This is a genomic window from Chryseobacterium sp. CH25, from assembly GCF_004119455.1.
Lineage (GTDB): Bacteria > Bacteroidota > Bacteroidia > Flavobacteriales > Weeksellaceae > Chryseobacterium.
The window spans coordinates 528495-553801 of the sequence record NZ_NRQT01000001.1; the positions used below are offsets into that span (position 1 = coordinate 528495).

The 25307-nt window shown below is 36.4% G+C and carries 23 protein-coding genes; 14 read left to right on the top strand and 9 right to left on the bottom strand.

Annotation, left to right across the window (positions count from 1 at the left end; genetic code table 11):
• Positions 1 to 100 precede the first annotated feature (100 nt).
• From BOQ64_RS02310 to BOQ64_RS02335, 7 genes are all read left to right on the top strand, one after another.
• Entirely contained in the window at positions 101 to 436 is a 336-nt protein-coding gene (locus BOQ64_RS02310) for a nuclear transport factor 2 family protein (protein WP_129056379.1), read from the top strand.
• 153 nt (positions 437 to 589) lie between these two features.
• Positions 590 to 1540, top strand: coding sequence for a helix-turn-helix domain-containing protein (locus BOQ64_RS02315; RefSeq protein WP_129056377.1), 951 nt, complete (start codon positions 590 to 592; stop codon positions 1538 to 1540).
• Between the two features lie 112 nt (positions 1541 to 1652).
• Positions 1653 to 2219, top strand: a complete 567-nt coding sequence (locus BOQ64_RS02320; protein ID WP_129056375.1) for a Crp/Fnr family transcriptional regulator — start codon at positions 1653 to 1655, stop codon at positions 2217 to 2219.
• A gap of 203 nt (positions 2220 to 2422) precedes the next feature.
• Positions 2423 to 3250, top strand: coding sequence for a heparan-alpha-glucosaminide N-acetyltransferase domain-containing protein (locus BOQ64_RS02325; RefSeq protein WP_228448083.1), 828 nt, complete (start codon positions 2423 to 2425; stop codon positions 3248 to 3250).
• 20 nt (positions 3251 to 3270) lie between these two features.
• Positions 3271 to 3501 (top strand): DUF418 domain-containing protein, encoded by a 231-nt coding sequence (locus tag BOQ64_RS23590; protein WP_262708722.1) that lies wholly within the window; start codon positions 3271 to 3273, stop codon positions 3499 to 3501.
• 182 nt (positions 3502 to 3683) lie between these two features.
• Positions 3684 to 3983, top strand: coding sequence for a thioredoxin family protein (locus tag BOQ64_RS02330; RefSeq protein WP_129056371.1), 300 nt, complete (start codon positions 3684 to 3686; stop codon positions 3981 to 3983).
• A 12-nt stretch (positions 3984 to 3995) separates the two neighbouring features.
• Entirely contained in the window at positions 3996 to 4484 is a 489-nt protein-coding gene (locus BOQ64_RS02335; protein ID WP_129056369.1) for a DUF2938 domain-containing protein, read from the top strand.
• Between the two features lie 166 nt (positions 4485 to 4650).
• On the opposite strand, the gene BOQ64_RS02340 is transcribed toward BOQ64_RS02335, so the two are convergent.
• The 3 genes from BOQ64_RS02340 to BOQ64_RS02350 all read right to left on the bottom strand — a co-directional run bounded on the left by BOQ64_RS02340 (position 4651) and on the right by BOQ64_RS02350 (position 6465).
• Positions 4651 to 5211 (bottom strand): DUF6624 domain-containing protein, encoded by a 561-nt coding sequence (locus tag BOQ64_RS02340; protein WP_129056367.1) that lies wholly within the window; start codon positions 5209 to 5211, stop codon positions 4651 to 4653.
• An 82-nt stretch (positions 5212 to 5293) separates the two neighbouring features.
• Positions 5294 to 5860, bottom strand: a complete 567-nt coding sequence (locus tag BOQ64_RS02345; protein WP_129056365.1) for an AAA family ATPase — start codon at positions 5858 to 5860, stop codon at positions 5294 to 5296.
• Positions 5861 to 6108: 248 nt separating this feature from the next.
• Positions 6109 to 6465 carry a winged helix-turn-helix transcriptional regulator gene (locus BOQ64_RS02350; protein WP_129056363.1) on the bottom strand — a complete coding sequence of 119 codons (357 nt, stop codon included), beginning with the start codon at positions 6463 to 6465 and terminating at the stop codon, positions 6109 to 6111.
• Between the two features lie 103 nt (positions 6466 to 6568).
• Between BOQ64_RS02350 and BOQ64_RS02355 the strand changes: the two genes are divergently transcribed.
• Positions 6569 to 7732, top strand: a complete 1164-nt coding sequence (locus tag BOQ64_RS02355) for an MFS transporter (RefSeq protein WP_129056361.1) — start codon at positions 6569 to 6571, stop codon at positions 7730 to 7732.
• A 54-nt stretch (positions 7733 to 7786) separates the two neighbouring features.
• Here the strand turns inward: BOQ64_RS02355 and BOQ64_RS22965 are convergent, their stop codons facing one another.
• The 3 genes from BOQ64_RS22965 to BOQ64_RS02365 form a co-directional block, all read right to left on the bottom strand.
• Complete coding sequence (locus BOQ64_RS22965) at positions 7787 to 7963, bottom strand: bacteriocin-like protein (protein ID WP_164975726.1); 177 nt, start codon at positions 7961 to 7963, stop codon at positions 7787 to 7789.
• 161 nt (positions 7964 to 8124) lie between these two features.
• A complete protein-coding gene (locus tag BOQ64_RS02360; RefSeq protein ID WP_129056359.1) occupies positions 8125 to 8760 on the bottom strand; it encodes an ATP-binding cassette domain-containing protein in 636 nt (211 codons plus the stop codon).
• Positions 8747 to 9658, bottom strand: coding sequence for a hypothetical protein (locus BOQ64_RS02365; protein WP_129056357.1), 912 nt, complete (start codon positions 9656 to 9658; stop codon positions 8747 to 8749). The genes BOQ64_RS02360 and BOQ64_RS02365 overlap by 14 nt, the downstream gene beginning before the upstream one ends.
• Before the next feature lie 515 nt (positions 9659 to 10173).
• On the opposite strand from BOQ64_RS02365, the gene BOQ64_RS02370 reads away from it, so the two are divergent.
• The gene (locus tag BOQ64_RS02370) at positions 10174 to 10953 is read left to right on the top strand and encodes an MBL fold metallo-hydrolase (RefSeq protein WP_129056355.1); all 780 of its coding nucleotides are present in this window, start codon (positions 10174 to 10176) and stop codon (positions 10951 to 10953) included.
• Between the two features lie 190 nt (positions 10954 to 11143).
• Here BOQ64_RS02370 and putP read toward each other — a convergent pair whose 3' ends face one another.
• The 3 genes from putP to BOQ64_RS02385 form a co-directional block, all read right to left on the bottom strand.
• Positions 11144 to 12643, bottom strand: coding sequence for a sodium/proline symporter PutP (putP, locus tag BOQ64_RS02375; protein WP_129056353.1), 1500 nt, complete (start codon positions 12641 to 12643; stop codon positions 11144 to 11146).
• 88 nt (positions 12644 to 12731) lie between these two features.
• On the bottom strand, positions 12732 to 13379 hold the full coding sequence (locus tag BOQ64_RS02380; RefSeq protein WP_129059624.1) for a hypothetical protein: 648 nt from the start codon (positions 13377 to 13379) through the stop codon (positions 12732 to 12734).
• A gap of 11 nt (positions 13380 to 13390) precedes the next feature.
• Positions 13391 to 15958, bottom strand: coding sequence for a M1 family aminopeptidase (locus BOQ64_RS02385; RefSeq protein ID WP_129056349.1), 2568 nt, complete (start codon positions 15956 to 15958; stop codon positions 13391 to 13393).
• A gap of 291 nt (positions 15959 to 16249) precedes the next feature.
• Between BOQ64_RS02385 and BOQ64_RS02390 the strand changes: the two genes are divergently transcribed.
• From BOQ64_RS02390 to BOQ64_RS02410, 5 genes are all read left to right on the top strand, one after another.
• Positions 16250 to 17131, top strand: a complete 882-nt coding sequence (locus tag BOQ64_RS02390; protein ID WP_129056347.1) for a cupin-like domain-containing protein — start codon at positions 16250 to 16252, stop codon at positions 17129 to 17131.
• An 86-nt stretch (positions 17132 to 17217) separates the two neighbouring features.
• Positions 17218 to 17799 (top strand): hypothetical protein, encoded by a 582-nt coding sequence (locus BOQ64_RS02395; RefSeq protein ID WP_228448085.1) that lies wholly within the window; start codon positions 17218 to 17220, stop codon positions 17797 to 17799.
• 316 nt (positions 17800 to 18115) lie between these two features.
• Positions 18116 to 18652: a TetR/AcrR family transcriptional regulator gene (locus tag BOQ64_RS02400; RefSeq protein WP_129056345.1), complete on the top strand. Its 537-nt coding sequence runs from the start codon at positions 18116 to 18118 to the stop codon at positions 18650 to 18652.
• A 43-nt stretch (positions 18653 to 18695) separates the two neighbouring features.
• Entirely contained in the window at positions 18696 to 19559 is an 864-nt protein-coding gene (locus BOQ64_RS02405; protein WP_129056343.1) for a tail fiber domain-containing protein, read from the top strand.
• 91 nt (positions 19560 to 19650) lie between these two features.
• Positions 19651 to 25293, top strand: a complete 5643-nt coding sequence (locus BOQ64_RS02410) for a hypothetical protein (RefSeq protein ID WP_129056341.1) — start codon at positions 19651 to 19653, stop codon at positions 25291 to 25293.
• Positions 25294 to 25307 lie beyond the last annotated feature (14 nt).

A 25307-nucleotide genomic window follows, 5' to 3' on the forward strand; every position in this document is an offset into this window, starting at 1 on the left:
TTAAATATAATTTTAAACCATCCTATAATTCTTTTGTGACGATCGTCACAAAGAAAATCATTCCTGACCCGCTAATTTTGCCTGTAAAAGAAATAATATAATGAGCAATACAGCCCAAAATATCGCGGAACAGTTTATCCAGTATTTAAATGAGGAAGATTTTGATAAGGCAGAAAACTGTCTTGATCCTGAGTTTAAATTCATAGGTGTACTGGGAAGAAGAGAAAATGCTTCAGTGTACATGAACGACATGAGGCAGATGAAATTTAAATACCAAATCATAAAGTCTTTTACCGCAGGAGAAGATGTTTCCTTTTGGTATATGATTGATATGGGAGACAAAACCATAGAGGCTTCCGGATGGTATCAGATTACTGATGGAAAAATTCATTCTTTAAAAGTAGTATTTGATCCAAGGCCATTACTGAACGATTAATAATTATCTTTCAAATATGCTATACCTCGGCAGCCATTCCTAAGGAGTGACTGCCTTATGCAAAATTTCTATATAATCTATAGACGTTTTTCAACTCAAAAACCAGGATCTGTACTTATCTTTATAGCCTTCTGGAAAAAAGAACAATTAAATATGAAGCAATCTGAGATCAGGGAACTAAAAAATAAACAGGATTTCAAGGATTTTTATCTGAATGATGCCCCTGCCTCTTTCTGCGAAGAATGCAGTAATATTACCTATGCTCATGGAAGTGGCTTTCTGGAAATCGCCAAGCTGGAAGATCTTAAAAAGGGACAAAAACCTATAGAGGGAAAGCAGACAAGACGAAAATTTTACAGTATTATCCTGCTTACAGAAGGTGAAATAGAGGAAAATATAGGACATCAGCTTTATCATTTTCTGCCCGGAACCCTATATTTCATTGGAGAAAACCAGCTTCATGCCGTAGAGCGATGGAGTGATGATGTAAAAGGTATTTTCTGCATGTTTGATGCTGACTATTTTTTGCTCTGTATTAAACATCAGATCAAACTTAATCAGTTTCCTTTTTTTCAGGTGAATCAGAAACCATTCATTAAGCTTTCGGAAAGAGAAATCCTGATGATGGAACACCTTTTCTGGAAACTGAACAGTGAGAAATGCCAGAAAACCACATTCAATGATGATCTTCTCACCCGTATGTTCCTGAATGTTATTCTTCTTGAAGCTGAACGGATTTACAATAAACAAACCTCTGCTGATGCTTTTTCTTTATCCAGAAAAGATCAGTTGACAGCACAATTCCAATTATTGGTTAATCAACATTTTATGGAGAAAAAACAGGTTTCAGATTACGCTGAACTTCTCCATTTGCATCCCAATCATCTGAATGATGTGATAAAAGAAGTTACGGGTTTTCCTGCCAGTCATTTTATCCAGAAGCAGCTGATACAGGAAGCTAAATCCCGGCTTATTCAAACCAGTGACACCGTTTCTATGATTGCCACAGATCTTAACTTCACTGATGATTCATATTTTGGAAGGTTCTTTAAAAAACAGACAGGTACTACCCCGCTTCAATACCGCAAAAACCATAAACATTAATCCAACAGGTAGAAGTTGCTTACCTTATATAGAGAATATTTCACCAGAGTTGATAAAACTGAAACCTGCATTCAGTATTTTTGAATAAAGGTTTAAAAGATAAAAGTCTATCATGACAGAACACATTGAGAAAATTCAGTCCCTGATTTCACGGTTTGATAAAGAAACCCTTAAGATACTCGAAGAAATAACGGTTACTGAGCAACTTAAGAAGGGAGATATTCTGTTACAACAAGGTGAGATATGCAGAAAAAGCAGCCTGATTGTAGATGGTGTAGCCCGAAAATTTATTTACACGGACAAAAAAGAAGTAACCAGTGAGTTTTTCTTTAAAAATGATATTGCTATTTCCTTTAAAAGCTATATTCATCAAAAGCCAAGCAAAGAAGTCATTGAATGTCTTACTGATGTTACAGTAGAAACAGTAGATTATAAAGCATTTGAAACTGCAAAAAAAGGATTCCCTTTATTAACTGAATATGATATTCTCCTCACAGAACTATACATTATCTGGCTGGAAGACCGCCTTTTTGATTTCCATGCTCTGAATGCTACAGAACGTTATGAACAGCTTCTGAAAAAATCTCCCGAATATTTTCACCATCTGAAACTTACTCATATTGCTTCTTATCTTGGGGTTTCTCTGGAAACACTGAGTAGAATTCGGGCTAAAAAGTAAAAAAGAGGGAAGCTGGGAGTTGGAGACAGGAAGTACTACTAGGTTTGATACCTTTTTATATCTTTAGAATTAACAAAAACTAATATAAATTAACGGTTCTCAATAACTTCCATCTCCACTCTTCCAGCCTTCCTCATTTTTTGACTTTTATCAAAGGAATCACCAACCTTAATCTTGATTTTTGCTGCAAATTATTATGCAGTATGAAAAAAAGAATCATCGGATTTGATCTGGCCCGGGCTTATGCCATTTTCGGGATGTTTATTGTCAATTTTAATATGGTATTCGGAAATCATGATGATTCCTCACTTCTTGGAAAGTTTCTGGTGCTTTTCAGCGGACATTCCAGCACTGTGTTTGTAATCCTTGCTGGGATGGGAGTAGCCCTGATGACCAACAGACTTCAAGAATATACCGTGGAAGATAGAAAAAGGCTCCGTTATACTATTCTTAAAAGAGCAGCTTTCCTTCTGATATTCGGAATGTTGTTTTGTTATTGGTGGCCTGCAGATATTCTGCATCTTTATGGTGGCTATATGAGTATTGGCGCTTTACTGGTATTTATGGACAAAAAGTATTATCTGATTGCTGCTTTGCTTTTTATCGTGATCTTTCACATCTTACTTCTGGTGATTCCTTTTGAAACCGGATGGAATCTGGCAACTCTTGAATATCCGAATTTCTGGACAGTTTCTGGATTTATCAGAAATACATTTTACAATGGCTGGAATCCTATATTTCCCTGGTTTGCCTACTTCGCAATTGGTCTTTATCTGGGGAGACTTGACTGGACTTTAAAACACACTCAGCAAAAAGTATTCATTACAGGCCTTATTTTATATCTTTTTGTTGAAGGAATCCGCTATGGAACTTCCTTTATGAAACTCAGTACAGAGATTCGTGAATTCATTCACGCAGATTATATTCCGCCAGTACTTCCTTTTCTCTTAAATACAATAGGCTTTGGAATGATGCTTATTACGGGTTTTATGTTCATCAGCCAATATATTTCTGAAAAAAATGGGCTATAGACCTGGCAAGAACCGGGCAGATGACGCTCACCCACTATGTCTCTCATTTAAGCATCGGTCTTATTGTATTGGCTATTTTTCAAGGGAAAGATTATTCAGAAGTGATGGCCGGGAAAGATATCCTGGATCCGCTGTATATTCTCCTGTATTCCATAGGATTCTTTATTCTCAGTATTTATTTCAGCAAAATCTGGGCTAAAAAATTCAAACAGGGGCCTTTAGAAATGCTTATGCGAAAAATAACCGGTTAAAAACATAAAATATTATTTAAAATCAGGAAACACAACTGTTATAAAAGATGACCATAACTTCCAGCCTCCCGCTCCCAGCTTCCCTCCCTTAAAAATCTTTGATTTGTACCATTTTCACTCTGATTTGTGTCAGTAAAACCGTATAAGGCTTCTCTAATTTTGTATCAATAAATTTTACAACAATGACAGAGAGAAATCAGAACGTACAGGAAATTGATTCATTGATGCTTTTTCAGTTTTATGCTGAATGGTGCTATCCATGCAAAATGATGATGCCTGTAGTAAATACTTTAAAAGAAAAATTGGAAGACTGGCTGAATGTACATCAGGTAGATGTAGATGAGCAGCAGGAGCTTGCCATTAAATACGGAATCAGATCTGTTCCTACATTTGTGGTTTTAAAAAATAATGTAGAGGTGTGGCGCAGTTCAGGAGTCCTTTCTGAGGCCGCCTTAGAAGAGAAATTAATCAGTTTAAGATAAACCTGAAGAAAAATGAATGTGTTAATTGATGCTGTGTTACTTGGTGTAGGAGCAACCATCTTTATGGATGTGTATGCTCTTATCATCAAGAAATTATGGAATATTCCTTCTCTTGACTATCGCATTTTGGGAAGATGGATAGGACATTTCAAAGATGGAGTTTTCAGTCATCCGAATATTATACAAGCCACTCCTGTTCAGGGAGAAAAAGCTCTCGGATGGCTCGCTCACTACTCTATTGGAATTGCATTTGCCTTTGTTTTACTTTTAATCTGGGGAGAAGAATGGCTGGTATACCCTACCGCTTTCCCGGCTATTTTTATTGGTCTTGCAACAACCCTGGCACCATGGTTCATGATGCAGCCTGCTTTTGGTTTTGGTATTGCGGCCTCTAAACTGCCTAATCCTACTACTGCCAGACTTCGAAGCCTTCAGGCCCATCTAATTTATGGCATTGGACTGTATCTGGCTGGATTATTTATTTCCATCCTGTTTAAATAAAAGAACACAATGATGAACTGTAGATTTGAAATCTATAGTATAAATCATAATAAGGAAACGGACTTCGGTCCGTTTTTTTTTTTGTAGATATGAAATAAGAATGAGTAATGAGTAATCAAAAATACTTAACTCTCAACATTGAACTTTAACCTTTGAACCTCAAACTTTACACCCATCCTACTTTCTTTCTCCAAACTAAATAGCCTTCATCTTTGCTTTCAATGATTGGGATTTCTTCCGGATCGGGGATTTGATTCATTTCTTCTTCTGATAATGGTGGCAGGTTAACTTTTTCCCGTTCGCTGTTCAGATTCTTTCTGTCTTCCACTGGAAAAGGAATTCCGCTGGCAATAAGCTGAGTTCCATATTTCTGAGGTTTTCCCTGAAACACCTGAATCCGGTCATACAAATAGGCTTTATTTTTAGGATTGATATCATGATCACTTTCCTCCATCAATACATAACATTCTTTCATAAACTGAGGTTCACCAATGGAATGCTGAATAATAAGCCAAGCAGCATCACTTGCTTTCTGCCCTACCTTTGAAATGGTTGGAAATCCAATCTCTCTTATAATTTCCTTAAGCCTTTCGGCATTGGCTTTATGAACACATTCCATTTCAGGATGATACCCTTCCGACAGTTTCCCTTCAGAAGACAGTCTTTCTCTCACTGCAAGATCATAATCTGCAAGATGTATAAGTTCTTTTTCAAATGGGTAACTCATTGTATTTTAGAATGGATTTAACTGTCTTTCAAAATTACAAAAAAGAGAAATCAGGAATAAAAAATTGATAAAAAATTATAGTTTATAAAGGTGTTTCAACCGTAGTAAGAATAAATTTAATTCTTTGTTCTACAGTTACTTTGGGAACTTCAATAAGATGATATCCATATTCCCGGTAAGTTTCATACATACATTCAAAAGTACGTTCAGCTACTTCCAACGTTTGTTTCCTTTCCGGATCATTTTCATAAATTTCTTTCCAGGGCGGAAGAATAAATACATTTTTGTTGTACATCATTTCACGGGCTGTTATTTCCATTTCTTTAGGAACGGGAATTTTTTCCAGTTTGAGATAACCAATCGTATCCAATATTCCGCGATCAAAGAAAACAGGATCAGCTCCGGAAATTTGGATCATCTTCTGGTAGGTTTCTACAGAGGCATCAAACATTAATCCAGCAAAAAGTTCTTTATTCATCCAGGGTAAACCATTTCCATTGGAATCCAGCTGTTCTTTGATAATTCTTCTTCCTTCCTCAGGTACAGTAGTAAAACCTACATCATGTAGCTCTTCTAAGAGTGTGGTTTTTCCTGCCCCAGGACCACCGGTAAGGATATAAAGTTTTTGAAAGGTATTATTTTTTTTCATCTTCAATTTTTATTGGAGTTTATATTATTTCGTGAGATTGAATGGAAAAAACAGGATCAGAGAAGATATCTTGCTTACAGTATTAAAAAAATACTTGCGATATAAAGTTTGGAATCAAAGAAGATCCTAAAAATGAGAATATTGAGAAACAAAGTAACAATTCCACTATTAACTCAATGGAATATTGAGTCTATCGGAATCATTGTAAAGGTAATTTAATTTTATGAAAATGAATACTGAAAAATCAGTTATTCCTTAGGTGGAAAGGTAATTCCCGCATCCTGAATCAGGTCATAGCCGTATTTCATAATGGTTTCAATCACAGGAATTGCTTTTTTTCCTTTTTCAGTAAGGCTATATTCTACTTTTGGCGGAACAACGGGGAACACTTCACGATGAATCATTTCCTTGCTTTCCAGCTCTCTTAGCTGACTGGTTAACATCTTATCTGTGATATGGGGAATATCTTTTTTCAGTTCGCTGAAACGAAGCGGTTTCTCCTGCAATCGCCACAATATAGGCATTTTCCAGGTTCCGCCAATATGGCTTAAAGCAAATTCGATGGGAGTATAATACAATCTTTTATCGTGAAAAAACTGAGGCATAGTATTGTTTTTTTTAATCACACTTTCCAAAAGGTAAGTATAGAACTAAAAGGTAAGTATATAGTTTTCTGATAGTCTATTCTGCAAATTTGCACAAAAAATTATGAAATCGAAAAGAAATCTTTATGTACTTGCACTGGGTGTATTTGGAATTACTACAACTGAATTTGGAGTAATTGGAGTATTGCCGGAAATTGCATCCGCATTCCATATTTCCATTGAAAAGGCAGGCTGGCTTCTGAGTGCTTTTGCATTAATTGTAGCTGTTTTTGGTCCTTTTATGCTCATTGCATTATCCTCATTCAAAAGAAAGAATCTGCTTATTTCTTCTCTGTTAATTTTTGCAGCAGCTAATATTCTTTCTGCTTATATCGGAAATTTCTATGCATTGCTGATCGTTAGAATGCTTCCTGCTTTTTTCCATCCTGTTTACTGGTCCATTGTTTTATCTGTTGCTGAAAAGACTTCTGATCCCACTGACAAATCAAAGGCAGTGAGTATCATTTTTTCCGGACTTACCCTGGCAACAGTATTAGGAGTTCCCTTAGCGACTTTAATGTCTGATCTGTTCTCCTGGCAGTCATCATTTTTATTAACCGCTTTCATCAATAGTATTGCCTTAATCGGAGTTCAGTTTCTACTGCCTGCCATTGAAACAGAAACAGAAACAGAAACAGAAACTTCAATGATGTTTGATCTTAAAATATTTAAGAATAAAAATCTATGGTTCGGTTTATTCACCGCATTTTTTACCATTGCAGCAATGTATTCTACCTACGGATATATGGCTGATTTCCTTAAAAATGTAACGCATATGAGCGGAAAACAGATCAGCATCATGCTCTTTATGTTTGGTACCGTTGGAATTTTAGGAAATAAATTGGCAGGAAAATACATGAGTGCATTTCCTTTTCTGACTACTTGCCTATTTCTGACTTTACTGGCTGTTATTCACTTATTGATCTATTCTTATGGAAGTTATTTTATTCCTATGGTCTGGATTATCACATTTTGGGGGTTGATTCACTCCGGAGGTTTCCTTATCAGCAATATCAATGTGACTTCTTCTGTTTCCGGTTCTTCAGAATTCATCAACAGTATTTTTACGTCCTGTGGAAATTTTGCTGTCACTGCCGGAACTTTATTGGGAGGCTTCTGGATTGCTCATTATGGAATTGAGAATGTAACAAACTCCAGTATAATCTGTATTATTTCAACAATAATTATAGTATTGTTAAAAAAGAAATTTGGGAAATACAGGTTTTAAATTTATAATCAAAAAAATCCTTTCAAAAACTGAAAGGACTTTTTATTATTTTATTTAAAGGACTCCGCATCTTATACTACCACATCCGCCACCTGTCATATTTTCATTATCATAGTGACAAATTTTTGTTCCAACAGGGCAGCCACAAATTGTACAATCTGGTGGTATAATCAAACGTCCACCTGTTATTGATTTTAAATTTTCTCTTCCAATTTTCTTTAAATTTTTCATAATAGATAAGTTATTAGTTTGTGAAGCTAATGTAATAAAAAAAACACAAATTAATCACTGGTTATTGAAAACAATTCACATTATTAAAAATTTAATGAATTTATTTCACATTAAACAAACATATCAAAACCAAACATTCTAAATAATAATAAAACTTTATTTTAAAACCTGAGTGCATTCAGCTGACTGAAATCTTCTTTATTGTATATTGTTTGAATGCTTCCGTTTTGCAGCAAAGCAATTTTATCACAGGTATGAAAAAGGGTCTCAATAATATGAGAGCTAATAATGACTATTTTATTATCGGATTTTAGCTGCCTGATAATATCATACAGGAGATGTACTCCTTCAAAATCAACTCCATTGAAAGGTTCATCCAGAATATTAATCGGCTTATTCAACATTAGCATCCCAACAAGAGCCAGTTTTTTCTTCATTCCACTGGAATAATACTGTACATATTTTTTCAGTGGAAGGTTGAACTTCTCAATGATTTCTCTTATTTCATCTTCTTTTTTAGATGAAAAATAAGACAGATATTCTTCTCCTGTCATATAAGGATAGAAATAGTTTTCTGTTTCAAGGTAAGAGATTTGTCTGCGCTGTAAACGTTCACCTTTCCAGATAATATTGCCGGAGAATGACAGGCTTTGATATAAAGATTCAAACAGAGTAGTCTTTCCAGCTCCGTTCTTCCCCAGAATTCCCAAAATACAGCCTTCTTCTATGGATAAACTCAGATCATTTAAAACTTTCTGATTCTTAAATTCTACACTTACATTTTTAATTTCCAACATAGGTTTTAATATTTTGGTTAGCCTCTTTCATCCCTGATGTAAGCAAAAAAAGAGCGGGAATAATGGTCATACTGCACAGGAAGTATTCAAAATAGACTCCCATATTGTAATCGCTTTCTTTATTTTTATGGTTATAATTTTTATATTTTCTGATTAGAATCAACAGTAGATACATGTTCATAAAAGCCAGGTAATACAGGATATATAAACTCTCATATGGATGTAAGATCAAAAAGGAGCAGCAGACTGGTAAAAGAAGTATATTGAAAAACAAGGTGTTTTTTCTTATCTTTTCCTTCAGTGTATACTTTTTAAAGTACATTTCAAGCGTTTCTTTACTCTCATGCGGCTGATAAACAGGGGAAATAACATCCAGCACAAAAGTTCCCACCAGAATCAGGGTTATAAGATGGTAAGAGGAAAACATAACAATGATAAATCCAAGAATTACTTTCCAACTATTTTTCCTCAAAAAGCCTTTCCACTCAAACAGACTATTGGGGATAAAATCCCATCCCAGGTTCAACCAGGGTTTTGTTCTTGGCGGAATAAAGGCTAATACAATAATCAGCAAATAGAAAATTAGCCCTGTTTTTTCAATTTTATAATTGATATTCCCCAATAATAAGACCGTGTACATGATTGTTGTTTCCAGCAGAATAACCCATCGCCAGCTCTGTACAAAAACTTTCTTCAAAAAGGGAATATCTTTCCTTTCTCCATGGAAAAGACCTGTAAGTATAAAAAATAAAACTGGATAATAATAGTGTTCCGGCAGTTTTACAGCTACCAGAGCTCCCAAAACAAATAATACAGGAATACTAACTTTTGGATTCAGGTTGAGTATCCTGAAGCTCTGGCTGAATCTGAATTTAAAATGGCTGATTAGTTTTTTCAAAGAATTCTGGTGGTATCTATAAAAGGTTATTGAGTGAGCTTATCAAATACAGTGTATTTTCATCGGTTGTAAAAAGCTGAAAGTTGAGACTTTTATCTGAAAAATACAAATTACTTTTTCAGTTCGCCTTTAAACTTCAGGAAACCATCTCTCATCAGTTGTATTTCATGATCGAATCAAATAGATTCAGTACTGCAGATATTCTGATAGCTTTTATATTTTTCAGGCAGCTCAGAACGGTTCATCTTATGGAGAAGATAGACATTCAGCCCACCAAAATTGTAAAATAAAGCAATTACTAACATCAGAACAGTTCCTATGCTGAGTGATATTTACTTCATTTCCATTGATGATTATTTAAAAATAATTAAATTCCATTTAAACCTTGGAAAACTTTTACAGGAAATCATGAATTAAGCTAAAAAGCATAGTATTCATCAGAAACTAAAAGGAAATTCTACTTATAATTTGTATTTTTTCAATAGAATTATAACCTTAAAATACTATTGAAAAATATGAAGAGAATGCACCATCTCAACTGTGTAAAAATAGTCACTCCTATGCATGATGATGTTATTGGGCACTGCCTGTTGATTGAAGAGGATGACCATCTTCTACTGATTGATACCGGAGTGGGTGTAAAGGATGTGGAAAGCCCTAATGAAAGAATTGGCAATGAATTGATAGAGCTTGCAGGTTTTCAGTTTGATATGGAAATTACAGCTTTTCAGCAAATTCAGAAATTGGGATTAAACCCAGCCCATGTAAAAGACTGTATTGTAAGTCATCTGGATGCCGACCATACCGGCGGGCTTGCCGATTTCCCTAACGCTACCGTACATGTTTCAGCGGAAGAACTTATTAATTTCTACAGTGACAATCCTCGTTATATTGAAAGTCATTTAGATCACAATCCTACCATTAAAGAATACGGAATATCTGATGAACAATGGTTTGGATTTGAGGCAAGAAAAGTAAAATCTTCCCTGAAGACTGAAATCTATCTTATTCCCCTATTCGGACATACGCTCGGACATTGTGGGATAGCTGTAGAATGGGAAGGAAAATGGTTCTTCCATATCGGGGATGCGTATTATCTGAGAGCAGAACTGGAAGATGAGCAAAATCCTGTAGGTCAGTTAGCTGAAGCCAGAGCCGATGACAATACCAGACGCCTTGAATCTATGGAAAAAATAAAAACACTGATGAAAGAGCATCCAGAAATAGAAGTTTTCGGATACCATGACCGTGGAGAATTCGCAAAATACAGTGTAGAGAGCCCAATGGTGTCATAGAGTAAGGAAGCTGGAAGTGGTATGCTGAAAGTTTTTATCCTGCCTGTAACTTCTGAAAATCAGAAATACACACTTGCTTTTAAGGCTCTAATTACATCCCTCTTCCAGCACCCAGCTTCCTACTTATAAAAAACACAAAACCCTCGCTTTTCGGCAAGGGTTTGTTTTTTATACTTTATTTCAGATACCACTATGGCTCCTGCATAATCTTTTTAACCTCATTAAATTCATTTTCAATTACCGTATCAGGCTTATAAGTAGCTAATGATACAATAATATTCGTCAGTAAAGAAAGGATGAATCCCGGAATTATTTCATACCAGTCTTTCAATGGATGCTGAAGATATACCCATGCCAATACTGTAATTCCTCCTACCAACATTCCTGCTAAACCTCCCTGCCAAGTTGTTTTCTTCCATAAAAGAGATAACAGAATCAGTGGTCCGAATGCTGAACCGAAACCTGCCCACGCATTTCCTACCAGATTAAGAATACTGTCTTTAGGATCCAGCGATAAAAGCCCGGCAATTACTGCGACCAATAAAACGGAAAGTCTGCTGGCTACCAGAAGTTGCTTTGGAGTTGCTTTTTTATTTAGGAAAGCTTTATAAATATCTTCCGTTAATGAACTTGAAGTTACCAATAACTGAGAAGAAATAGTACTCATTACGGCTGCAAGAATGGCTGTCAATAAGAATCCTGCAATAAACGGATGGAATAAAATACGGGAGAAGTAGATAAAAATAGTTTCTGCTTCTGTTTTTGATCCATCAAATTTCATCATGGTTTCAATATCGAATTTCTGCAGGTAAGCAATTCCTACCAGGCCAATAGCTAATGCTCCGGCAACGGTAAAAATCATCCATGTAATCCCAATTCTTCTTGCCTTCACCAGGTCTTTTGGCTTATCAATAGCCATAAAACGAACCAAAATATGCGGCTGGCCACAATATCCTAATCCCCAAGCCAGTAAAGATACAATACTCACTGTAGTTGTTCCTCTGAATAAATCCAGATATTTTGGATCTTTAGCTTCAATCAGCGATAGGGTTTCTCCTACTCCTCCAATCTGAGTAATGGCAACAATAGGTACAATTACCAAAGCCAGTACCATGATGGTTCCCTGCACAAAATCCGTAAGACTTACGGCCAAAAATCCACCTAAAAACGTGTATAAAACCACTACTAAGCTGGTTAACAGCAATCCTACGGTATAATCCATTCCGAAAGCAGATTCAAAAAGTTTTCCACCGGATACCATTCCTGCTGATGTGTAAAGGGTAAAAAATACCAGAATAAAAATGGAAGATGTAATTTTCAAAAGATGGTTTTTATTTTTAAACCTGTTTTCAAAAAATACGGGTAGCGTAATGGCGTTTTGTGCGACTTCGGTGTAAATCCTAAGCCTTGGTGCCACAATAATGTAGTTGAGAAATGCTCCAAGTGTTAACCCTATCGCAATCCAAGAACTGGAAATACCGGATAAATACATTGCACCCGGAACTCCCATCAACAGCCAGCCACTCATATCCGCAGCTCCTGCAGAAAGTGCCGTAACAGCCGCTCCCATTTTTCTTCCTCCAATTAAAAACTCTTCCGAGTTGTTTGTTGATTTTCTATAAGAATATATGCCTATACCTATCATTAATAACAGATACAACCCCACAGAAATCCCTTCATATACTTGCATATCATTTTTTTACGAAGCCGAAGATAACCATTTTTTGAAAAATGGGAGAACTCTGCTCAAAGCAGTACTATACATCAAATACAAAAAACTACTTCCAGCAGAGAGAATTCGCTACATATATATTTTCAAAAACCTCATACTCAAGTTGGTTCCCTTCAGGTAAGAAACGGTCTCCTTTTTTGTGAATGAATACTTTTATCAGATCTCCTCTGTGATGGTATCCATTTAAAGCAACAGCTCGTAACCATTTGGAATCTACCATTTTTATACAGTTTGTAAATCGGATTAAAGGATCATCAACATCAAGAAAATTTAAATTCAAATCATCTATCTGCATATTTTCATCAACAATAAACTGGGTTAAATTTCTAGCAATATTAAACGCAGAAAAGTCTTTAAATGCTTCATCAGCACCTTTAAAATCAGTTTCAACGATATCCAGATACACTTTCTTTTCCGAGCATAAATAGTCTTGGTGACGGATTTTCACATCTGAAGAAAACTCAATATGATTTCTTTTCAATGCTCTCTTCCATTGATCTATTTTTTCTAATAAAGTACCATCCGAATATTCCCATAAAAAAGAAAGCACATTTCCATCCATATCCAATACTTCTGCAAGCCTGAATTCTTCACTTTTGTCATAAAAGAACCATGAGCTTGTAAAATGATCTAATATTTCAGAATCTAAATACTCTGCTAAATACTCATTATTTACATCTGCATAATACTTCATATTGTTTGCTATTACTTCACCAATTTCTGAGCTCTTCGCAGATTATCAGTAGCCTGTAAAATTTTATTTTTCAGAATAGCGTTATAATCAGGGTTTTTCAGAAGGAACTGATTCACCTCTTCAAGCGCTTTTGGATTCTGATAGCTGCTGAATGTAGAACGAAGCCAATTATCCGGGAAAAATATATCACCTGTTTTCTGTATTTCCTGTAAAACTTCAAGACTCTTTGGAAGGTAATGAATAGAAGTCTGTTGTCTTAACGGATGATGCAGATAGCCTAATGCTGAACCCACAGCAGATTCATTGGTCCTGTTCTGCTTTTGCATAAGACCATTGAAGAAATCATCACGCATTTTCTGATCGGATGAGGCAGCCTGCATAATGATTTTAAAACGATTCACACGGTCTGGATTTTTAATTCTTGTCAGCTGTTCCTGTAGCAAATCATTATTATTTGTATTTCTTAATGACAGCGCAAGGGCAAGGTTGGTGAAATCTTCATCATTAAGCGATACGTCTTGCGGTGGGGTCTGAGATTTCCAGATGCTGTACAGATTATCATACGCCTGTTTAGACTGGAAAATACTCTGATAGCCATCAAATACGATTTTCTTATTGTTTTTAGCCGTCTGTACCTGTAATGCTTTCCAAAAAACATTTTCCAGATTTCCGGATTCCTTCAGTCTCGTATTTTCAGGTAAGAAGTTCCAGTAAATAGAGGAAATATAGCCCGTAATCAAACGGAGATTCAGTTCGGTAGTTTCTTTTGGTAATTGTTCTGCAAAAAAGTTCAGTAATTCATGAGTATCGGCTCCTGAGCTGTTCAGCATATTTTCGTATAATGAAATATAGGCACTGGCACGGTTGATAGGATCTTTTACCAAAGAAAAGTTCTGTATGACAGTTTTATCTGTTTTGAATACTCCATAGCCAATTCCTGATGAGTTTTGCAGGATAAACAGAGGTTTTGCTTTTCCTTTTAATTCGGAAATGTCCTGTTGTTGGCCATCAAGTTTTACCTTAACCTTTTCAATTTTGTCGGCGTAAAATAAACTGATTTCAAATTCCTGCGGCCATAATTTCGGTTCTTTCCCATATTCCGGTTTTTGAGTAATAATAAAACGCTCTATTGTATAACCTTTATATTTTACGTCATAATCAATAACAGGTCTTCCGGGATCGTTTACCCATACTTTGTTCCAGCTTTGCAGATCTTTTGGAGTATGTTTATCCAGAATGGCAATAAGATCCGGCCAGCTTGCATTATTAAAGGCATATTTTGTAAGATATTCACTTACTCCTTTCTGGAACTCCTCTTCTCCGATCAGCAATTCTAACTGTCTCATCATAATCGGAGCTTTGTTATAAATAATAGGCCCATACATCATTCCTGCATTCTGCAGATTATCCAGAACCTGGCGGATAGGATTTGCACCCAATGTACGGTCTACAGAATATGCAGCCGGAAAATGAGTGGTTAGAAACTTCAGATCATACACGCTTTTATCTGAAGATGCTCCGGTACTTTTATCTGCCATAAAGTTGGCAAAAACTTCTTTCATCCAGACATCATTGAACCAGTCCATCGTTACCATATCTCCAAACCAAAGGTGAGCCACTTCATGGGCAATCAAATTGGAACGGTTGTTAAGTTGGTTCTGTGTTGCATTCTTATCCAGAAACAGCGTTGAATTTTGAAATAATATGGCTCCCGGGTGCTCCATACCTCCAAATTGAAAATCCGGAATCGCTGCCATCCCATGTTTTTGGAAAGGATGTTTAATACCAGTCCATTTTTCATAATAGGCAAGAGAATTGCGATACAGGCTGAAAATAGAATCCATGCTGTTACTAATTTTAGCAGAATCAGTTTCTCGATATAAGATTCTGGAGTCTTGCTGACTGATCTTTTCTGTATGGTTTTTAAAATCTCCGGCAGCAAAGGAGACAAGATAGGTAGGCAGAAGATCTGACTGATTAAATTTCAACGTCTTCTGCCCTTTCAATACAGTAGTTTCATTTAATTTTCCATTAGCTATGGCACTCCATTTTTCAGGAATGGTAAGAGTCAGGGAATAATTAGCCTTCAGATTAGGCTGATCAAAGCATGGAAACATGGTTCGTGCACGATCCGGAACGAATAAAGCATAGAGATATCCGTCACGTCTGTTCAATGCACTGTTTCCCGCCAGAAAGTTAAAATTAATCTGATTGGATCCTGATTTCAGGTATTTGGCATCAATAACCACATGTTCATTTTCCAGAACCGGTTTTATCGTCTGTCCGTTTACTGATACAGATAAAAGTGAAGATGGATCTTCTTTAAAGTCTATCAGCAGTGGAGATTCGTTTTGTTTTTTATACTGAAAACGAAGAACTTCAGTTCCGGATATCCTTTCTGATTTGCTTTCAGGAATTTTCAGACTGAGTTCGTATTTAATCTCATTTAATGTACTTTTTCTATACTGAGCCAACTCGTACGAAACTCCTGATTCAATCTTAGGCAGAGATTTCATTTGTGCATGGTAACCGGTATTGAAAATAACTAAAAATAATGCTAACAGACGTACTTTTTTCATACATCAAATATAAGAATTGGAAGCTAAGAGAAGGCCATTAATTCTGAATATGATGACAAAAATTTAAAACTCACTTTTATCCCAAATACATAAATTTATTCTACAAATAATATTTTCAAACAATCAAATTTATTTTTAAACAAAAAATACGTAAACAGCATCATTAACAATGACTTTATAAAGGGAACTGACAGATTATTTTCCCATCTATTTATATTAATTCCAGATAAACAAAATTATTTACACTTATTATCATAAATTATTAATACTTTAGCCGAATAATTGAAACAAATGGGCATACTTCTTAAACCGATTGATATTGTAGATGACATTTCACAGGAAGATTTCCGTGAAAAATATTTAAAGCCTCGTAAACCTGTGGTCATTAAAAACATGGCTAAAAAATGGCCTGCATATCAAAAATGGACCATGGAGTATATGAAAGAAGTAGTTGGTGATGTTGTTGTTCCTTTATATGACAGTGCTAAAGCAGATCCTGCAGCACCCATCAACACTCCTACTACCAAAATGCCATTTGGTGAATACGTTGACCTGATCCAAAGAGAGCCTACAGATTTAAGAATCTTCTTTTTTGACCCTATCAAATTTGCCCCTAAATTGTTGGATGATTATATTCCGCCTAAGAATCTGATGGGGGGATTTCTGGATAAATATCCGAGTATGTTCTTCGGTGGTAAAGGTTCTGTAACGTTCCTTCATTATGATATTGATATGCCTCATATCTTCCATACTCATTTCAACGGAAGAAAACATGTTCTTCTCTTTGAATACAAGTGGAAAACCCGTTTGTATAAACTTCCTTATGCTACTTATGCACTGGAAGACTACGATATTTCCAACCCTGATTTTGAAAAATTCCCGGCTCTGGATGGTATTGAAGGGATAGAATGTTTTCTGGAGCATGGTGATACCCTGTTCATGCCTACCGGCTGGTGGCACTGGATGAAATATCTGGATGGTTCTTTCTCTCTTTCTCTGCGTGCATGGGATAAAAGCTGGGCTGTAAAAGCTCATTCTCTGTGGAATCTTACTGTTCAGCGTAATTTTGACAATTTCATGAAAGGCAGGTATAAAAAAAGATACATGGACTGGAAGGAAAGAAAGTCTGTTGAAAGAGCCAACATAGCTTTGAAGAAAGGGCTTCCGAAATAAATACACTTTAAATTACTGGTTTTAGGGATATGCAATTTAAAAATGATTAAATTGCATAGTAAACCTGTTCCCTAAACACCTGGTGTATGTTCGAAAAATTGATTGACAGTTTCGAGAAACTGTGTCTTCAGATTATTATTGAAATACTGTTGGTCCCAATAACTATTTTTAAATTGTTTCAGGATCCCCGCCGTTGCTATGATCTGTCCGTTCATGAAATGGAGAAAGAAGAGACTGAACGATTTCACGATTATCTGTCACCCATCAAACTTTCCGTATATACTTCAGTGATTGTATCTGTACTCTTAATGGATTATGGCGGACAACACAATTTCCTGTCGAAGATCAAAGGGCTGAGTATGATTGAAAAAGCCTTATTTATTTTCCTGACAAATAATTTTACAGCAGTAGTATTCAGTGTCATACTGCTATGGTATAAAAAAGAGAAAGTGAATACGGCAGCTTTCCGTACTTTACTTTTTTCTTTTATCTACACTACTGTTTATACTTCTACTCCATTTTTTATTCTGATTTTTTCAGCGATGTTCCTTGGGCAGACCGTGGATGTACAATCCTATATTGATCATCTTGATAAAATTGCAAGTTCCGGGGCCTACAGTTCCAGAGACTATCTCTTTTTTATTATTTTCATTGTTTTTTTGCCATAGGAATAATTGGTCTTTTCAAACTATTTAAAGCCCTGCATCATATTCTTAAAGAGAATTTTCGTTATCATCCTTATGTGGTGTGGTTCTTTACTTTACTATTTTTCCTTATACAGCTTTATTATGCAAAAGGGTTTGTGTAAAAAGAAAAACAATGCCATGCATATAAATATTATTTCTCTTACAATCTGCACTTTACGTATTAAATCATCTATCTAATTCGCTTATTTCTTTCATCTTTCGTAATAATATTTAAGATTTTTTAACAAACATACCAGTCTGTTCATATTTTGTTTAAATTTGCGAAAAACATTAACCAATGTCCAGACCTCGTGAAAGAATATTAAGTACTACCCTGCTTCTGTTTCACAAGCAAGGTTTTAACAGTACCGGAATCAATCAGATTATAGAAGAAGCTAATGTTTCAAAGGCAAGCTTCTATCAGCATTTTAAGTCAAAAGATGAGCTGTGTATTGAATTTCTCAACAAAAGATACAACTATTGGGTATCTGAACTGGAAAATTTTATCTCCGGAATTACATCCCCTGAAGAAAAGATTCTGAAATGTTTTGACTTCCTTATCTATATGAATGAAAAAGAAGATTTCAGAGGTTGCAGCTTCTGGAATATCTTATCTGAAATACCTGCTGAGAAAGAGGAAATTCATTCTGCTCTCCGCTATCACAAGAATAAGCTGAGAATATTCTTCAATGACGAAATGAAGAATGAGGCATTAGCAGCCCATGTTTATCTCCTTTTTGAAAGCTCTATCCTTACGAGCCAACTCTACAGGTCGAACGAATTCATAGAAACCTCCAAAACTATTATTAAAAACATATTCCATTCCTCACACTAAGGAAGAATTTAATCTACTCAAGTAAAAAACAATTAAAGAAACTATGCAAAACTCTACTTTTCTGCAGAAGACTCATTCTGCAATGTTCAGGCTATGCCTTATTGGAAGCACCTCCATCAGCTCATTACTCTATTCCCAGACCGGAGGTAAAATCGGAATAAACACTCCCGATCCTAAGGCTACTCTGGATATCACTGCTAAAACAGATGGAAGTTCACAGACCGAAGGGCTTATGATTCCCAGACTTACCGGAGACCAGATTCAAACCATGACGGCAAGCATCCAACCCGGAACGGAATCACTGATGATTTATGCTACCGCCAGACCAGCTTCTCCTACTGCAAAAGTCTCCAGAATTACCCAACCGGGATATTATTTCTGGAATGGAACTGATTGGGAAAGCATGGGGATAAATTCCAATATTTATACTGCAGATGGCTCTATCACAACACCTTTAGCTTCAAGAAATGTAGATCTTAATGGGAAAAATCTTGTCTTTTCCGGAACTGGCAGTGTAGGGATTGGAACTACACCTTCTGCTTCTGCAAAACTGGATGTTGCCGGAACCGTAAAAGCAAGTGCCATTGATTATAATTCTGATGAAAGACTGAAACAAAATATCACAAACCTGAAATCTTCTAACGAAATCATCAACAAGCTAAGACCAGTCTCCTACTTCTGGAATGAAACAGGAAAAAAGAAAGGGGGAAATGCCCAGCTTCAGTATGGTCTTGTTGCTCAGGAAGTGGAAAAAGTACTTCCCAACATCGTAAGCACCGATAATGACGGCTATAAATCTGTTAATTATAATGAATTAATCCCCCTTTTATTACAAACCGTTCAGGAACAGGGCAAAAAAATCGAAGAATTACAAAGAGAAATACAAAACCTGAAAAAGTCAAAATAACCAGCGATAATAATGGTTTTGACCTATTCAACCTCATTGAAGCTGTGCATTTTGTTTCAGCTCATTATTAATCTTGTAATTCAAAAAAAACATGAAAATTAAATTATATCTCATCCTGCTCTTTCTGATCAGCCAGAGTATTTTTGCTCAGAACAATTATTACTGGGTAGGTGGTGCTGGTAGCTGGAGTGATCTGAACCATTGGCGTATAGGTTCAGCATCAGGACAGACCGCTACTATTATTCCTTCCAGGTATGATAATGTTTATATTACCTCAGGAAGTGGTTTTCCTGCTACTGGAGGTACATTAACGATTCCTTCTTCAGCTACCTGTAAAGATTTCATTATAGATGATTCATTTACCACCAAACTGAGTTTTCCATCAGCAAGTGTTTTTAATATCTATGGAAACCTGAAATGGAAATCTAATGCCACCGCTCTGTATAGTCTTACGGTGAATCTCTTTTCAGACAGCTCCAACCCGACCCCCAATCTGATTGACATTCCTGACAATATGATTGATCCATCCTATTTGAGTGGCAGTTACCAATCTAATCTTAATCTTAATGGAAACGGAACCTTTAAGCTTGTTAAAAATTTTGCAAGCAATGGCTTTTTCAATGTCAATGTCAATGACAGTGCTTTTTTAGATACTGATTATAAAAACATCAATGCTATGGTATTCAGCCATAGTTCTACAGCAGCCTCAAATTTCAGATCTTCAACAGTGACTACCACGAGTACGATGACCTTAAATTCAACTGCTAATCTTACTCAGGCTACTATTTCATTTCCTATTCTGACGATACAGACTAGTCAGACTATCAAAAAGATACTCCTGACTGCTTCAGGCTTTTCTCAAATAACAGGCGGAAATCTTCTTACAGTAGATGAGGTCACAGGAGTAGGTACTGCAGGAGGTAGTTTTACCGGAACTCAATTTAATATTAACAAAATTAATTTATATGCCTGTGTCATTAATGCCAATTTATTTAAAGGCAATGATATGGTTTTGGGAGATGGAAGCGCAGACCTGGCCGGAACTCGATTTGAAGTAAAGAATATGACCCTTGGGAAGGGAAATAATATATTGAGAGCCACACAATTTGATATTAATAATCTTATCCTGAATGGCGGACAGTATAATTTTCGGCAGAATGTAACCAATGCCACTTTTCAGATTAATCAAACTCTTATCACCAATATTCCATGCAACGGAAGCATCCCAAAATTTGGGGCTGTAGAACCTACTTTGCCTATAAACCTGATTCTTCCGGGTACTATCAATGGAAACGGAACAGCCTCTTTTAATGGTTATAATTTTGCTGCTGTAAAACTTACAGGAGGAGCCGCTGTAACCGCAGGTATAGATGGCGGAAATAATACAGGGAATATCACTTACCCGGGGATCGCTGCAAAAACCTATTATTGGATAGGTGGCGGAGGGAACTGGAATGATCCCACCCACTGGTCGTTCACATCTGGAGGACCTTCTGCCAACTGTACTCCTATTATGTATGATGATGTGATCTTTAATGAAAACTCAGGATTTACCTCAGGAAACAATACCATCAATAGTGGTGGAACAGTAGCTATGATAAGGAATATGACCTGGAGTAATGCTCCTGCCAACCCTGTTTTGAATATTAACACAACTCTGTATGGTAACCTTTATCTTCAGAAAGATATGTCCCTTCCTGTATCAGTTAATTTTCTTAAATATAATGCAACAGATCCGGCAGCAAACCGTTATATGAGTTTTGAAGGGCAGAAAGTTTATCAACTGACGATCTATGGGACTGATAATTTCTATCTCATGCCTTCTAATTCAGGAACTCCTTATGATGTAGAAGTGGGCGGTGTTTTCAATTTTGATAACAATGCTCTTACAAGTAATCTTTATGCAGATAACAGAAAAATAAAAGCTGGTGAATTCTGGCTGGGTGGGAACAGTGTTAGTATAGATAATGCCTTACTAAGTCAGGGTATCCTGAATATTTTAACCAAACAGACCATTACCGCGCCTAATACTTCTGTATACTTCCAAAACTACAATGGGCGATATTACAACTCAGGAAATACCAATCATTTTTTTGGTAAAACCTATAAAGAAGGAACCAGTATCGGAAGTATACAGTATCTGAATACTGATACCTTTCAGGTAAACAGTGGTGATATCAGACTTTTTGGAATGAATAAGACAAAAAATGTAGCCATCAATGCAGCTTCCAATATTGCGTTTTTTGATACTACGGCAAAATTGATGATAACTGACAGCTGGTTATTCAATCGTACAGACTGTGATCTTATTCTTAATTTAACAGGTCAGGGAGGGAATAATCTTATTCTTGGGAACAATATTAATGGTAATGGATTTGTGGAGCTGAACAGGATGAATATCTCAGGAATTAATGCTGGTTACGTTACTCCTGTTGCAGGTGCTAAACCTATCAATGCCAGCAATTCTATTGATAATGGGAATAATTCCGGGATCAATTTCAAAGCCACCACTTCTAAAAACTTTTACTGGAAAGGCGGATACGGAAACTGGAACGATCTCAGCCATTGGTCTCTGGATCCTTCAAGTACCAGAACAACAGCGAACTGCGGACTTCCGACCATCAATGACAATGTTTTCTTTGATCAGTACTCCGGTTTCTCTACTACTGGAATTACCTCCATACAGATGACCAATGATGTCTCAGTAAATGATATTACATTCAGTGGATTAACTCCCGGATCAAGATCTTATTTTGCAGGAAATAACAATTACTACAAAATGAATGTTAACGGGAATATGGTACTGCATCCCGGATACTATGATGCCGGATACTTCAGTGGATTTACGTTGGTCAACATTGGTAAGCCTGCAGGAACTTTAAAAAATGTAACCCCAAATGGTGCTGCAACTTCTTTAAATTTTTCAGGGGATGCCCAGTGGAAAATGAACAGAGGAACGTCACAGAATGACCTTAGCAGCAGCTCAAATATCACCCAAACTGATATTTCCGGTAACAGCCTGGATATAAGCGGTACTGTAATGAATATCAACAGCCTTAACCTAAACGGTTCAAAACTGATAATGGATAATGCTGATCTTACAGTTAATAACGGCTTTGCAATCAATACCAAGCAACCTGTTGTAAATACGGCTAACAGTGTGATCAAATTATTCAGATCTACCGGTGGTTCTGATTTTGACATTGCCTTCAGTAATCTAAATCATTATTTTGAAAAAATAGAATACACCAATACAACAACTAATACGGATTATATTATTTCTTTTAATTTTCCTGGTGGCGTCATCAATAATTTCATCATCCATTCAGCAATAGCCCCAAGAATTGATAAAGTAAACCCTTCCATTATTCTTAAAACCCCTATGTCCGTCAATAATCTGACCATAGAAAAGAATAATAATGTTTCTTTAGAAGGTAACCTACAGGTTAACCAATCATTGAAGATCCTTGGAGACTGTTTAGACCGTATTACTTTAGCTTCATCTGGCTCGCCATTGAGAACTTTAATACTTCCTAATTACAGCGCTAATCCATCCAATTATGTATTGGATAAAGTGCAGATAAAATATATCTCTTCTTCCGGCGGACAAGCCTATACTGCTACATCAAGTACGGACCTTGGCGGAAATAGTGGAATTAACTTCCTGGATGTTATTCCTTCCACTTCAAGAAATCTTTACTGGATCGGAGGACAGGGACAATGGAGAGATCCTCAGCATTGGTCATTAACTTCAGGTGGAACTCCTGTAGGAGCCTGTGATATTCCGACTGCCGTTGATAATGTTTTCTTTGATCAGAATTCAGGGTTTACACCTACTTTGAATAAAATACAGATCAGGGGAAATTATCTTTCAAAAGCTAATAATATTACCTTCAATAATGCAACCAACCAGCCTGTTCTTGATTTCACTACAGATGGTGGAAATCCCTATTACCTAAGCGTTTATGGAAATCTTAATTTACAGAATGATGTAAAAATTATAGTTCCGATGTCTACTTTTGGCCTGACCCGAAATATCATTATGGCTCAAGGAACTGCCACTGGAAAAACAAGGTATATTGATACAAAAGGAGCCTACATTTACCTGAATGTAAATGCTCAGGATTATTTTGAACTGAAAAGCCCATATCAGGGGGATATTAATTTCCTTAATGCAGCAGGGTTCAAAACCAACAACCATCCTATGACACTGGTTAATTTCAGCTGGAATCAATCTATTAATAACAATCCGGTTGTAGATCTTGGACAGTCTGTTCTTACAGGGACAAGAACGAACAGTGCCGGTACTGCCAATTATTATATGGCATCTATTCCGTACTATAATTTTTACAGTCCTTATTTCTTTATCTCTACAGGTAATAATCCACTCACGTTAAATGCTGCTGATGCGAAAGCCGATATGGGATATTTTACAACCAATACTCCTACAGCTTTCAATTTTGGGGACTTAACGGTTTGGAAGGATGGAATTGTAAATACCGGAACAAGAGTCTGGAATTTCAACAAAATGACTTTCCTTGGAAGCACAACTGCCAATAGTGTAAGTACATTGAGTTCCTCAGGTAAGTACAAAACACTGTACTTTAATCCAGGGTCTTATCAGGTTGATAACCATCAAACTGTTACTGAAAATCTTTTTATGACCGGAACTCCATGTAACAGAATTTCTGTATTAAGATCTACAGCAGGACAGAATACAATTAATCTCGATCCTACAGCAGCATACACCATGTTTTATGCTTCTATCAGAGATATGAATTTCTCCCGTGCTGTAAGTGCTTATGGAAACAGCCAGGATTTGGGAAATACAGCGAACCTTTCCATCATTCCTACAGATGTTCAGGCTGCAGGATTTGGTGGAAACAAAGCCATTTGTGCTTCAGAATTCCCTAAAACCTATGATGCTTCTACCTTATTCGGTACAGATCCTAATGCTGCTTATACGTGGACTAAGCTAAATTCTCCTAATTCAGGAGTAATAGGCACAGGACGTTTGGTAACGTTTACCCAACCTGGAAATTACAGAGTAAATGTAACTTACAGCCAGGATGGATGTAATATTACAGAAGACTTCACCATCTCTTCTATTGCTTTACCGGCAGACAATACTACACCTTCATCCATGAGTGCCTCAAAACAGGCTTCCGGAGATATACAGGTAAAGTTTAAAGGATCACTTGCTCAAACCTATATTTTCACTTATACGGTTAATAATGGTCCGGACCAGACCATTACGTCTGCACCGAACGGAGAGGCAGTTATCCTTCATTCTAAAGGCCAGGCAGGAACAGTGGTATATCGTCTTAAAAGCATCCGTTTTGCGACCGGAGAAGCTTGCCCTGTAGCGATCAACAATAAAGAAATTGTTGTAAACATCAATCCGGATTGTCCTACTCCGGGCGTGATGATGTTGATGGATAATATTCTCCGAGGCTGTACTTCCGATACGGGAGCAAGACGTCTCTCAGAATTAAACCCGGTAGCGGTATCCAATCCACCGGCAGATGCAGGAGTTACAAGGTTAGTTTCAGGAACAGGAATCGTTGTAAAAGAAGCGAATGAAGTATTTATGATCCGAAACAGTAATGCCTTACCGGAAACCCTTACTCTTCCAGCCAATAAAACTCATATTCAGGGAGCGATCATCTATCATAACGATCATTTCTATGAAGGGGTAGAAAACGGAAAATGGATCAGAGTGGATAATGATTAACCTTTATTAAAAAT